Origin of the sequence: Rhizobium sp. R635, assembly GCF_002211285.1 — a bacterium.
Lineage (GTDB): Bacteria > Pseudomonadota > Alphaproteobacteria > Rhizobiales > Rhizobiaceae > Rhizobium.
In genome coordinates this window covers 1-13,038 of record NZ_LOKX01000024.1, presented here as the reverse complement: position 1 = coordinate 13,038, position 13,038 = coordinate 1, and the positions used below count along the sequence as shown (strand labels likewise).

Here is a 13,038-nt window from a genome sequence, read left to right as displayed (position 1 = left end):
CTGCTTCAAATCGTCTGGCCGGCCAGCAGGCGCGGATTGTCCTTGGCCGTGGTTCCCGCCGCCTCACCGATGAAAAAGGATTTGAGGCGCGGCAGCCGGTCGACGATGCCGAGGCCGACGTCGCGGGCGATGCGGATCGGCGTGGCGTCGTTGGAGAAGAGCCGGTTCAGCACGTCGGTCGTCACCCCCATGCGGAAGGTGTCGAAGCGCCGCCAGGTCTGGTAGCGCTCGAGAACGTTGATCGAGCCGATATCGAGGCCGAGGCGGTCGGCCTCCACGATGGTTTCGGCGAGGGCCGCGACATCCTTGAAGCCGAGATTGAGGCCCTGTCCGGAAATCGGATGAATGCCGTGGGCGGCGTCGCCGGCGAGCGCGAAGCGCGGCGCGACGAAGGAACGGGCGAGCGTCAGGCCGAGCGGGAAGGCGCGCTTGTCGCCGACGACCTTCAGCGCGCCGAGCTTATGGCCGAAGCGGCGTTCCAGCTCCTCCTCGAAGATCAGATCGTCGGCAGTGACCAGCCGGTCGGCATCGTGCGTGCGTTCCGTCCAGACGAGCGAGGAGCGGTTGTTCCGCAGCGGCAGGATGGCGAAGGGGCCAGCCGGCAGGAAATGTTCCTCGGCGCAGCCTTCATGCGGCCGCTCGTGTTCGACCGTCACGACGATGCCGGACTGGCCGTAATCCCAGGTGACGGTCTTGATGCCGGCGAGATCGCGCAGCTTCGAGCGCACACCGTCGCAGGCGACCAGCAGCCGCGTGTCCAGCGTGCTGCCGTCCGAAAGCGTGACGGTGGCATGGCTGTCCTGCGTCTTCAATTCCACGGCGCTCAGCCCATGGCGGATATCGATGCCGAGCCGCTCGCAGGCGCCGCGCAGTGCTGCGACCATGGCGACATTCGGGATCATATGGGCGAAGGGGCGGCCGTCCTCCACCTCGCCGTCGAAGGTGAGGAATACCGGACGCACCGGATCGGAGGTCTTGGAATCGGTGACGATCATCTTGGTGATCGGCTGCGCTTCCGGCTCGATTTCGTTCCAGATACCGAAAACTTCGAGCATCTTCGAGGCCGCGGCGATGATGGCAGAGGCGCGTGTATCGCCTTTCCACACATGTTCGGGCGCCGCCTCGACGACGGCGACATTGAGATGGGGTGCCGCCTGCTTGACCGCGACGGCGACGGAAAGGCCGACATAACCCCCACCCACAACCAGCATGTCCCGCATCGCGCCGCTCCCGTACCTTGTGCCTCAGATGTGATCTATATAGATCATCGCAACTTCACTTCCTACCACGGCGAGACGTACAAAATGACGCGTGAGACATCAGGGCCTTCGGCGATGGAGACGCTGCTTTCGACGCTCGATCTGGAGCCGATCGAGGTGGATATCTTCCGCGGCCGCAGCCCGCAGGTCGGCTGGCAGCGGGTGTTCGGCGGCCAGGTGATCGGCCAGGCGCTGATGGCGGCGCAGCGCACCATCGAGGCCGAGCGCTTCGTCCATTCGCTGCATGCCTATTTCATGCGCCCCGGCGATCCCTCGGTACCGATCATCTATCAGGTCGAGCGAATCCGCGACGGATCGAGCTTCAACACAAGGCGGGTGGTCGCGATCCAGCATGGCAAGGCGATCTTCGCGCTCTCGGCCTCCTTCCAGGGGGAAGAGCCCGGCTTCGATCACCAGATCATAGTGCCTGATGTGGCGATGCCCGAGGCGCTGCTCGGCGAACAGCAGATCAAGGAGCAGTATCTCGCGCATGCGCCGGAAGCGATCCGCAAATACTGGCAGCGCGAGCGGCCGATCGAGATCCGCCCCGTTTCGCTGACGCATTATTTTTCCGACGAGAAGCTCGATCCGAGGCAGGACGTCTGGGTGCGCGCCACCGGCCCGGTCCCCGACGACCGGCTCTACCAGGCGGCGGTGCTTGCCTATCTCTCGGACATGACGCTGCTCGATACCTCGCTCTATGCCCACGGCACGTCCATTTTCGACCAGAGCCTGCAGGTGGCGAGCCTCGATCATTCCATGTGGTTCCACAGGCCCTGCAAACTCGACGACTGGTTGCTCTATACGCAGGACAGCCCGTCGGCGTCGGGCGCCAGAGGGCTGACCCGCGGCAGCCTGTTTACGCGATCGGGCGCCCTGATCGCCTCCGTTGCTCAGGAGGGTCTGATTCGGAAAAAGGCAAATGATTAAATAAGGTGCATATTTTTGAATTTGCGCATTATTTGTGCGCTTATTGGCCAATCATTTGCCTGTTTATTGGCGCTCTTTCATAAATTCTTTATTTTTCAATAAGTTATATCGCGTCTCGAATCTGGCACGCCCTTTGAATGTCTATCGCCGGTCGCTGTTCAGGAACGTCAGCGGCAAGGAGAGTCGGCTCCGCGCCGAGGATAACGAAGGATGGGAAACCAGATGAAAATTGTGATGGCTATTATCAAGCCGTTCAAGCTCGATGAGGTCCGCGAAGCGCTTACGGCGATCGGTATTCAGGGCCTGACCGTGACCGAAGTGAAGGGCTACGGGCGCCAGAAGGGGCATACCGAAATCTACCGCGGCACCGAATATGCGGTCAGCTTCCTGCCGAAGCTCAAGATCGAAATCGCCGTTGCATCCGAACTCGTCGACAGAGCCGTCGAAGCCATCGCGGCGTCGGCCAAGACCGGCCAGATCGGTGACGGCAAGATTTTCGTCTATTCGATCGATCATGCCGTGCGCATCCGCACCGGCGAAACCGATTCTGAAGCGCTGTAAGAGCGGCAGAGCAAGGAGCTTTATTCCAATGTCAATTTCGAAGTTTTCCTCCACCTTTGCGCTGGCTTGCGCAGCAACGGCTGCGCTTCTGGCGCCGGCCGTCGCTTTCGCACAGGAGACCGCGCCAGCCGCTGCTGCTGCCGCTGCGCCCGCCTTCACCATGGACAAGGGTGACAATACCTGGATGCTCGTCTCCTCGGCGCTCGTGCTGCTGATGACGATCCCCGGCCTTGCGCTTTTCTACGGCGGTCTCGTGCGCGCCAAGAACATGCTCTCCGTGCTGATGCAGGTCTTCATGATCACCGCCGTCGTGGCGCTGCTCTGGGTGACCTACGGCTATTCGCTCGCCTTCACCGACGGCGGCTCGCTGAACAGCTTCGTCGGCGGCTTCTCCAAGGCGTTCCTCGCCGGCGTCAACACCTCGTCGCTCGCCGAAACCTTCTCGAAGGGCGTGGCCATTCCGGAATACACCTTCATCGTCTTCCAGATGACCTTCGCCTGCATCACGCCCGGCCTGATCGTCGGCGCCTTCGCCGAGCGCATCAAGTTCTCGGCCGTCATGCTCTTCGTCGTGCTCTGGGTCACCTTCATCTACTTCCCGATGGCGCACATGGTCTGGTTCTGGGGCGGTCCGAGCTCCTACACCGCGCCGGCCGGCCTGATCTTCTCCTACGGCGCAATCGACTTCGCCGGCGGCACGGTCGTTCACATCAATGCCGGCATCGCGGGCCTCGTCGGCGCCATCATGCTCGGCAAGCGCACGGGCTATAAGAAGGAAATCATGGCGCCGCACTCGATGACGCTGACCATGGTCGGCGCATCGCTGCTGTGGGTCGGCTGGTTCGGCTTCAACGCCGGCTCCAACCTCGAAGCCAATGCCTATGCATCGCTCGCCATGATCAACACCTTCGTTGCGACGGCCGCTGCCGCCGTATCCTGGTGCATCGTCGAAAGCCTGGCACGCGGCAAGGCTTCCATGCTCGGCGGCGCTTCGGGTGCTGTCGCCGGTCTCGTCGCCATCACTCCGGCGGCAGGCTTTGCCGGCCCGATGGGCTCGATCGTTCTCGGCCTCATCGTCTCGCCGGTCTGCTACTTCTTCGTCGACGTCGTGAAGAACAAGTTCAACTACGACGACAGCCTCGACGTCTTCGGCGTTCATTGCATCGGCGGTATCCTCGGCGCTCTCGGTACCGGCATCCTCGTCAACCCGGCTCTCGGCGGCGCCGGCATCGTCGATTATTCGACGGCCGATTTCGCAGCCACCTATGCCGGCACGGCAACCCAGGTCTTGAACCAGGCCAAGGGCGTGCTGACGACGCTGCTGTGGTCGGGCATCGGTTCGGCGATCCTCTACAAGATCGTCGACGTCGTCATCGGCCTGCGCGTCACCGTCGAAGCCGAGCGCGAAGGTCTCGACCTCTCGACTCACGGCGAAGCCGCCTACCACTCGTAACATCGGCTTTGCGGCGCTCGGGCATCGGGCGCCGCTCCACGGCCCGTCGCGGCCTATCTCGAGCTTTTCCGGGTTAGACCCCGAAAAAGCTGCCATAGACCGCATTTGGCCCGGACCCTCCAAGGTTCGGGCTTTTTTCGTTTTTCCGAGGGAAAGCCTGTCCCGGCACGCATGGTTAACATCGCTTTAACCCGGTTCTGGTTAGGTGGAGCGGACGCATTTTGGCATGGCGAAGCTTCGGTGATTCGCATGCCCTCAGGCATTGGACGGGTTAGACACATGGCAAGAAGCACGTCGCCGGCGATGGATGGCCGTCCGGATCGGTTCTCCTTCTCGGCATTCATGCTGCGGCAGATCCAGGCACTCATCGGCTTTGCGGTCTTTTTGCTGCTGGCGCTCTGCGTCGCTGCACTGGCGACATGGAATGTCGCCGATCCCAGCTATTCCTATGCCACCGCCAACCTGCCGACGAACGTCCTCGGTTACACCGGCGCTGCCTTTGCAGATATCGTCATGCAGTTTCTCGGGCTTGCCAGTGTCGTTTCGATGCTGCCGATCGTCGCCTGGGCGCTGGCGCTGATCTCGGGCCGCCGTTTCAGCCGCATTCCCGCGCGGGCCGGCGCCTGGCTTGCCGGCACGGTGCTTTCCTCCGCCGTCATCGGCTGTTTTCCGCCGCCGCTCACCTGGCCGATCCCGAACGGCATCGGCGGCGTCGTCGGCGACATGATCCTGCGTTTTCCCGCACTCTTCGTCGGCGCCTATCCCACAGGCACCTTCGCCATGGTCGTCGGCTGCATCTTTTCGCTGCCGACCGCATGGATGATGCTGTTCGCATCGGGCCTCGTCGGCCATAGCGATGCCGACGAGGAGATCGAAGAAGATTTCGCCGATACGACAAGCAAAGCCCGCGTCGTCGGAGACGAGGACGAGGAGGACGAATCCCGCTGGGTCGCGTTCAGCGGCGCCATGACGCATGCCTGGTATATGAGCCAGGGGCGGCTGCGCCGGCTCTTCGGCATGGGGCCGCGCAAGCGTCGCCAGGGCGATTTCGAATCACCTTACGATTTCAACGACGACGAGTTCGGTACGCTGAATGAGCCGGTCCGCGCCAAGGCGCCGACGGTCCGCGGCGAACGCATGGAGCCGTCGATGGAGCCGCGGGCGGCATCGTCTCGCCGCATCGTCGCCGCGCCGTCATTGTCCGTCGACGACGATGATGACGACGACCTGCCTTTCGATTCCGACATGCCACCGCGCCCGGCCGATATCCTGCCCGACGACGATGACGACGACTGGATGATCCGCGCGCCGGCAAAGGCCGCCGGCAAGCCGGAGCCGCGCGTCGTTCCCGCGGCTGCGCGTCCGAAGCCCAGCGCTCGCGTCGAGCGGGAAGCGCAGGGCTCGTTCATCCGTCCCGAAGGTTTCCAGCTTCCCTCGATGCATCTGCTCGCCGAGCCGAAGAACGTGGTGCGCGATTCGACGCTTTCGGCCGACGCGCTGGAACAGAATGCCCGCATGCTCGAAGGCGTGCTCGAGGATTTCGGCGTCAAGGGCGAGATCATCCATGTCCGTCCCGGCCCCGTCGTCACCCTCTACGAACTGGAGCCGGCGCCCGGCATCAAGTCGTCGCGCGTTATCGGCCTTGCCGACGATATCGCCCGCTCGATGAGCGCGATCGCCGCGCGTGTCGCTGTCGTTCCCGGCCGCAATGCGATCGGCATCGAACTGCCGAACCAGACGCGCGAGACCGTCTTTCTGCGCGAGCTCATCGCGTCGCGGGATTTCGAGGGCAGCAAGGCGAAGCTCGCCATGGCGCTCGGCAAGACGATCGGCGGCGAAGCCGTCATCGCCGATCTCGCCAAGATGCCGCATCTGCTCGTTGCCGGCACCACCGGCTCGGGCAAATCGGTCGCCATCAACACGATGATCCTGTCGCTGCTCTACCGTATGACGCCGGAGCAGTGCCGGCTGATCATGATCGATCCGAAGATGCTCGAACTCTCCGTCTATGACGGCATTCCGCATCTGCTTTCGCCTGTCGTCACCGATCCGAAGAAGGCCGTCGTCGCGCTCAAATGGACCGTTCGCGAGATGGAAGAGCGCTACAAGAAGATGTCGAAGATCGGCGTGCGCAATATTGACGGCTTCAATACCCGCGTCGAACAGGCCCTGTCGAAGGGCGAGGTGATCTCGCGCACGGTGCAGACCGGCTTCGACCGCCATACCGGCGAGGCGATGTACGAGACCGAGGAATTCGATCTCAGCCCGATGCCCTATATCGTCGTCATCATCGACGAGATGGCCGACCTGATGATGGTGGCCGGCAAGGATATCGAAGGCGCGGTCCAGCGTCTCGCCCAGATGGCGCGTGCTGCCGGTATCCACGTGATCATGGCGACGCAGCGTCCCTCCGTCGACGTCATTACCGGCACGATCAAGGCGAATTTCCCGACCCGTATCTCCTTCCAGGTGACATCGAAGATCGACAGCCGCACCATCCTCGGGGAACAGGGCGCGGAACAGCTGCTCGGCATGGGCGACATGCTCTACATGGCGGGCGGCGGGCGTATCCAGCGCGTGCACGGCCCGTTCGTCTCGGATGTCGAGGTGGAAGAGATCGTCTCCTACCTGAAGACGCAGGGTTCGCCGCAATATCTCGATGCGATCACCGCCGATGACGACGAGGACGGCGATTACGGCGGCGGTGGCGGCCCGGCCGGCACGTCGAACCTGTCGGATTCGGAAGATCCTTACGACCAGGCCGTCGCCATCGTGCTGCGCGACGGCAAGGCTTCCACCTCCTATGTCCAGCGCCGGCTCGGCATCGGTTACAACCGCGCCGCTTCGCTGATCGAGCGGATGGAGAAGGAAGGCATCATCGGGCCTGCCAATCACGCCGGCAAGCGCGAAATTCTCGTTCCGACCGAGGCCGACATCCTCGACCGCTGAAATAACAGCCATATATTTCCCATACGGCGGTTTTCGCGGAAGCTGAGAGCATGGAAGCCGTTGCTTCTCGCGAGGACGATCGCGGCGCCTTGAAGACGCCGCCATTCGGCGGCATGCAGATCGCATAAAGGAGATTTAGATGACCAACTCCGATTCCTTCCTCTCCGGCCTGACCGTGACGCGCCGCGAACTTCTGGGCGCCTTTGCCGTCGCGGCCGCTGCGAGTGCCGTGCCCTTGGGCGCCTTTGCGCAGGCGGCGGCGCCTGCTTCCGGCACGGCCCAGGCGATCGCCGACCATTTCTCCGGCGTCACGACGATGCAGGGGGAATTCGTGCAGTTCGGCCCGCGCGGCGAGCAGACCGGCGGCAAATTCTTCATTCAACGCCCCGGCAAGCTGCGCTTCAACTATGACGACCCGTCGCCGATGCGGGTGATCGCCGACGGCAAGAATGTCGCCATCGGCAATATGAAGCTGAAGACCTGGGATCTCTATCCGCTCTCCAAGACCCCGCTCAGCCTGCTCCTGGCGCAGCGCATCGACCTTTCGGCCGGCATGGTGAAGGGCGTGAAGGAGGAGTCGGACCTGACGACGATCGCGCTCGGCAACAATACCGTATTCGGAAACTCGACCATCACCATGATGTTCGACCCGAAGACCTATGATCTGCGCCAGTGGACGATCACCGACAACCAGGGCAAGGATACGTCGGTGATGATCTTCAACGTCAAGACGGGCATGCAGTTCGACGACCGCGTCTTCCGGGTTCCCTACGAGAGCATCCCGGGCACGGCGGCCTCACGCGACTGAAGCCTTTTCGGTTGATCTTCGGCCGCTTTCGCAAGCGGCCGGTTCCCTCTCGTGCGCCTTTGTTCTAAAGCCCTTTCATGAAGCACGTCGCGTCGAGCCACGGTTCTCTGGCTCGGCTGGCATGCGGGATGAGACGCAAGAGGGTATGGGCATGGGCTTTTCGATTACCACCTGGAACATCAACTCGGTGCGGCTGCGCATGCCGATCGTCGAGCAGCTCGTCCTCAAGCACAGGCCCGACATTCTCTGCCTGCAGGAAACCAAGGTGCCGAACGAGCTCTTTCCGGCCGCACCTTTGCGGGCGATGGGCTATGATCATATCATCATCCACGGCCAGAAGGGCTATCACGGCGTTGCGATCGCCTCGCGCATTCCGCTGACGGAGGATCACCGGCAGGATTATTGCGGCGTCGGCGATGCCCGCCACATTTCGGCAATCTTCGAGCGCGGCAATCGCCGCATCCGGCTGCACAACTTCTATGTCCCGGCCGGCGGCGACGAGCCTGACCGTACGATCAATCCGAAATTCGGCCACAAGCTCGATTTCATCGAGGAGATGAAGCAGCTGAAAGCCAATGGCGAGACCAACACCTCAGCCATCCTCGTCGGCGACCTCAACATCGCGCCGCTGGAGCACGACGTCTGGTCGCACAAGCAGCTCCTGAAGATCGTCAGCCATACGCCTGTCGAAACCGATGGGCTGCTGGAGGTGATGAAGCGCGGCGCCTGGCTCGATCTCATGCGTCATCACGTGCCGGCGAGCGAAAAGCTCTATACCTGGTGGAGCTACCGCGCCAAGGACTGGGAAGCGGCCGATCGCGGCCGCCGTCTCGACCACATCTGGTCGTCCTCGGATCTCGGGCCGCATCTCAAGCGGATTGAGATCCTGAAGGAAGCACGCGGCTGGGATCGGCCCTCGGACCATGTGCCGGTGACGGCGCATTTCGATTTGTGATGCAGTGGCTTCTCCAGGAATTCGACGACACCCATAAGCTGGCCGAGGCGCTCGACCGGCTCGGCATCCCGTACACATGGCACAAGGTCGTGCCGTTCGTCGGTGAGCTCATCCCCAAACCCGTCGTCGCCGATCCAAGCTCCGTCGTCATGTTCGGTTCCTACACGCTTTAGAGAAACGCCGAGGCGAACGGCTATTGGCCTGGTGTGTTCAAGCTGCGTCCTTTCGTCCAGGAAAAAGCATGGCATCCCTATCTCCTGAATGGAGCCGACGCGCTGTTTCTCACTCTCCGAGAGATCCCTGCCCGCTTGGCGGATGATGGGAGAGAATGGTTCCTGCGCCCCGTCGATGACAGCAAGGAGGAGCCGGGCAATGTCAAATCGACCGACGAGATCATCCGAATGGCAGAGAGGGTTCTGGCGCTTGACGAAGATGAAATCCCTGGCGGATCGCTTCGTCATGACACGCTTCTGATGCTCACCAAGCCAGTTCGTATCATGCGCGAATGGCGTCTGTGGGCCGTCGGCGGGCGGATCGTCACCTATTCGCTCTATAAGGACGGATCGCGTGTCGTCCACCGCCATGAGATCGACGACGATGCGCTGGCGTTCGGGCAAAGCATGGTGGACATCAATCCCGGCTACTCGCCGGCTTATGTCCTCGATATCTGCCGCACCGAAGAGGGACTGAGGCTGCTCGAGACGAACTGCCTCAACGCTGCCGGCTTCTATGCCGCTGATCTCATGAAGCTCGCCGCAGCGATCGACGGCCTATCCCGCAGTTGACGCCTTGATACAGTAGGATCAACTGAAGCGGTGGAACTGGCTTGCGGCTTTTGCCGCAAGTTCGGCGAGGTTGTCGCGGATGCGGTTTTCGATCAGCCGGGCCGCGTCCGGATATTCCTCGAGCAAGCGATGGAAGAGGGCGCGGGTGATGCGGATGATGCTCGTGTCCTCGCGCGCAATTGCGGTGAACTTGCGCTCCACCAGCGTGACCAGCGCGAGCTCCGAAATCAGCGTTCCCGGGCCGGCGACGGCTTCGGCCCTTTGCATGCCGTCGCTGCTCGTCGTGCTCAGTTCCAGGCTGCCACTGATGACGACATAAGCGCTTTCGGCCGGCGAGCCCTGGCGGAACAGCATCTGGCCGGCGGCGATCATCCGCCGGTCGGCGCCGAAGGCGATCAGCCGTAGCTGGTCCTCGCTCATGTCCTTGAACAGCGGAAGCTGGGAAAGCAGGTGAATGTCGTCGGTCAGCGCCATGCGGGCTTTTCGCCTTAGAGCAATTCCAGCAAAAGTGCCTAGCGGTCTTGCCAGGCAAAACGTGAAGCGCTTTTGCCGAGAATTGCATGAAAACAAAGAGATAGAGCATTTCCGTGATTCGGAAAACGCGGAAATGCCCTAGGGTATGATCTTGTAGCCGCCGTTTTCCGTCACGAGGATTTCGGCATTGGAGGGATCTCGTTCGATCTTCTGGCGCAGCCGGTAGACATGGGTTTCCAGCGTATGCGTCGTCACGCCGGAGTTATAGCCCCAGACCTCTTCGAGAAGCACGTCGCGGGTGACGACCTTCTGTTCGGCGCGATAGAGATAGCGGATGATCGCCGCTTCCTTTTCCGTCAGGCGGATCTTCTGGCCGTTATCGGTGGTGAGCAGCTTCTGGCTCGGTTTGAAGAGGTAGGGACCGACGGTGAAGGTCGCGTCCTCGCTCTGCTCGTGCTGGCGCAGCTGCACACGGATGCGCGCCAGCAGCACGGCGAAACGGAAGGGCTTGGTGACATAATCGTTGGCGCCGGCTTCGAGGCCGAGGATCGTGTCCGAATCAGTGTCGTGGCCGGTCAGCATGATGATCGGCGCCTTGAAGCCGCCCTTGCGCAGGAGCTTTACCGCTTCACGGCCGTCCATATCGGGCAGGCCGACATCCATGATCAAGAGGTCGATGGGCGTCGAGCGTGCGGTCGCAACACCCTTGCCGGCGTTGGCTTCCTGCAGAACCGTGAATTCCTCATAAAGCGACAATTGCTCCGTCAGGGTCTGGCGAAGGTCCTCGTCGTCATCCACCAGAAGAATGGTGCGTGCGGTCATGCCGTTGCGTCCTCAAAGTTAAGTCCCCTAGTCCTACGCCAAATTGCAGCTTTGGCAAGGATCGGCCGGCGGGGCTGTTGCCGGGCAGGTTTTCATATGATTTCAATCAAGGCCTCAAGCAATGCAAGACATGCGAGAAAAATGGAAAAAGCAAGGCGGAACCGAGGGATGAAGCCGCCCACGATCATGGTGCGCCCGGCGCCGGGAAAGAAGAGCCGTGCGATCGTCCGGCTCGGCTCGATCACCGTGCCTGCCGCGATCGGCCGCTCCGGGCGCACCATCATGAAACGCGAGGGCGACGGCGCCACGCCGATCGCATCGATGAGGCTGATATCAGGCTTTCGGCGCGGCGAACGGAACGGTCTTCTGGTCACGCCGCTTGCTCTTCGCCGCATTCGTGCCGACATGCTCTGGTGCGATCAGCCTGAGAACGCCAGTTATAACCGTCTTGTCAGGGCGCCGCTTGGTGCAAGCCACGAAGAGATGCGGCGCAGCGACGGGCTCTACGATATCTGCCTTGTCATGGACTGGAACATTTCCTCGCGGGCGCGCAACCGCGGCTCGGCGATCTTCTTCCATCTCATCCGGCCGGGCTACGAGCCGACGGCAGGATGCGTGGCGGTGGCGCTCCGCGACATGCGCCGCCTTCTGCCCCACCTTCGAAAGGGTACGATTGTCCGGGTGCTCTGATTGTTTTGTGAAAGCGGCCGCCTATATGTTTTCGGTGACCGAACGCTCAGGCTGAAATGCGTTCCGGGACGTCCGCCGATCTGCCTAATTCCTTAAATCGGAATCGATTTAAGGATTCAAATTATGCAGCAATTAAAGTGTTACAGCGTCCTTTGCGCGTCTTAAAAGACGCGCGGCGCTGTAAAGGGGCGCAATTCATGCCTCGTCCAATTCTTCAAACTCCCGGAGATATATTGTGACCGCTCAACCCATCATCACTTTCCATGACGGACATTCCATTCCGCAGGTTGGCCTCGGCGTCTGGCAGACCCCGCAGGAGATTGCTGCTCCAACGGTGCGCACCGCCATCGCCGCCGGCTATCGCCATATCGATACGGCGTCCGGTTACGACAACGAAGAAGGCGTCGGCGAAGGAATCCGTTCCTCCGGTCTCGACCGCAAGGACATTTTCGTCACCACGAAGCTCAGGAACACCGACCAGGGCTACGACAATACGCTGCGCGCCTTCGACGGCAGCCTGAAGAAGCTCGGCTCCGATTATGTCGACCTCTATCTCGTTCACTGGCCGTCGCCGCATCGCGGCCTTTACACGGAGACCTGGAAGGCCTTCGTGCGCATCCGGGAAGAGGGCCGGGCCCGCTCGATCGGCGTGTCGAATTTCTATCCCGAACATCTGGAGCGAATCATCGGCGAAACGGGTGTTGTTCCGGTCATCAACCAGATCGAACTGCATCCCGACTTCCAGCAGAAGGCGGCGCAGGAGGTTCACAAGAAACTGAATATCGTCACCGAATCCTGGAGCCCGCTCGGCCAGGGCAAGTTCATTTCGAACCCCGCCATCGGCGAGATCGCCAGGAAGCATGGCAAGACGCCGGCCCAGGTCATCATCCGCTGGCACATCGATACCGGCCTCGTCGTCATCCCGAAATCGGTCACGCCGTCGCGCATCGAGGAGAACTTCCAAGTGTTCGACTTCAAGCTCGATGCCGGTGACATGGCCGCGATCGCCAAGCTCGACAGTGCCTCCGCCCGCATGGGTCCGGATCCGATGACGGCGGCCTTCTAAAGCGCGTCGCGATCTTTCAGATTCGCTCCTCGCGCTTTAGTTCTTTGTTTTTACGCATGTCGTTATCGCAAAACATGGGGTAATCGCGGCGCGATCACCCCATGTCATATTTATCAGATGATGGCTGTCTGGGGTGGTTGCCCCCGGTAAGATGGCAAAACGGGCTCACGATTGAACCGGGCCCAAACATCGAATGGAGGCAACCATGGACCAATATATCGGGCTTGATGTTTCATTGAAAGAGACTGCGATCTCGATCCGGCAGGGAGGTAAGCGGATCTGGCGG

Annotated in this window: 11 protein-coding genes and 1 pseudogene; 9 read left to right on the top strand and 3 right to left on the bottom strand. The window is 61.6% G+C overall.

Annotation, left to right across the window (positions count from 1 at the left end):
- Positions 1-5: 5 nt before the first annotated feature.
- Entirely contained in the window at positions 6-1,220 is a 1,215-nt protein-coding gene (locus ATY78_RS18665) for a ubiquinone biosynthesis hydroxylase (RefSeq protein ID WP_088683807.1), read from the bottom strand.
- Positions 1,221-1,304: 84 nt separating this feature from the next.
- On the opposite strand from ATY78_RS18665, the gene tesB reads away from it, so the two are divergent.
- The 7 genes and pseudogenes from tesB to ATY78_RS18630 all read left to right on the top strand — a co-directional run bounded on the left by tesB (position 1,305) and on the right by ATY78_RS18630 (position 9,700).
- Positions 1,305-2,189 carry an acyl-CoA thioesterase II gene (gene tesB, locus ATY78_RS18660; protein WP_088683806.1) on the top strand — a complete coding sequence of 295 codons (885 nt, stop codon included), beginning with the start codon at positions 1,305-1,307 and terminating at the stop codon, positions 2,187-2,189.
- A 210-nt stretch (positions 2,190-2,399) separates the two neighbouring features.
- The gene (locus ATY78_RS18655; protein ID WP_003543684.1) at positions 2,400-2,750 is read left to right on the top strand and encodes a P-II family nitrogen regulator; all 351 of its coding nucleotides are present in this window, start codon (positions 2,400-2,402) and stop codon (positions 2,748-2,750) included.
- 28 nt (positions 2,751-2,778) lie between these two features.
- Positions 2,779-4,203, top strand: a complete 1,425-nt coding sequence (locus ATY78_RS18650) for an ammonium transporter (protein WP_088683805.1) — start codon at positions 2,779-2,781, stop codon at positions 4,201-4,203.
- Positions 4,204-4,482: 279 nt separating this feature from the next.
- Positions 4,483-7,152 (top strand): DNA translocase FtsK, encoded by a 2,670-nt coding sequence (locus ATY78_RS18645; RefSeq protein ID WP_088683804.1) that lies wholly within the window; start codon positions 4,483-4,485, stop codon positions 7,150-7,152.
- A 139-nt stretch (positions 7,153-7,291) separates the two neighbouring features.
- Positions 7,292-7,960 carry an outer membrane lipoprotein carrier protein LolA gene (locus ATY78_RS18640; protein WP_088683803.1) on the top strand — a complete coding sequence of 223 codons (669 nt, stop codon included), beginning with the start codon at positions 7,292-7,294 and terminating at the stop codon, positions 7,958-7,960.
- Between the two features lie 151 nt (positions 7,961-8,111).
- Positions 8,112-8,915, top strand: coding sequence for an exodeoxyribonuclease III (locus ATY78_RS18635; RefSeq protein ID WP_088683837.1), 804 nt, complete (start codon positions 8,112-8,114; stop codon positions 8,913-8,915).
- Positions 8,915-9,700 (top strand): annotated as a pseudogene (locus ATY78_RS18630) (ATP-grasp domain-containing protein). The gene ATY78_RS18635 and the pseudogene ATY78_RS18630 overlap by 1 nt, the downstream one beginning before the upstream one ends.
- A gap of 18 nt (positions 9,701-9,718) precedes the next feature.
- Here ATY78_RS18630 and ATY78_RS18625 read toward each other — a convergent pair.
- On the bottom strand, positions 9,719-10,174 hold the full coding sequence (locus ATY78_RS18625) for a cyclic nucleotide-binding domain-containing protein (protein ID WP_088683802.1): 456 nt from the start codon (positions 10,172-10,174) through the stop codon (positions 9,719-9,721).
- Between the two features lie 138 nt (positions 10,175-10,312).
- On the bottom strand, positions 10,313-10,996 hold the full coding sequence (locus ATY78_RS18620) for a response regulator transcription factor (RefSeq protein ID WP_088683801.1): 684 nt from the start codon (positions 10,994-10,996) through the stop codon (positions 10,313-10,315).
- A 168-nt stretch (positions 10,997-11,164) separates the two neighbouring features.
- Here ATY78_RS18620 and ATY78_RS18615 point away from each other — a divergent pair, with 168 nt between their 5' ends.
- Both ATY78_RS18615 and ATY78_RS18610 read left to right on the top strand, forming a co-directional pair.
- Entirely contained in the window at positions 11,165-11,686 is a 522-nt protein-coding gene (locus tag ATY78_RS18615) for a L,D-transpeptidase family protein (RefSeq protein WP_088683800.1), read from the top strand.
- Positions 11,687-11,921: 235 nt separating this feature from the next.
- Positions 11,922-12,752, top strand: a complete 831-nt coding sequence (locus ATY78_RS18610) for an aldo/keto reductase (protein WP_088683799.1) — start codon at positions 11,922-11,924, stop codon at positions 12,750-12,752.
- Positions 12,753-13,038 lie beyond the last annotated feature (286 nt).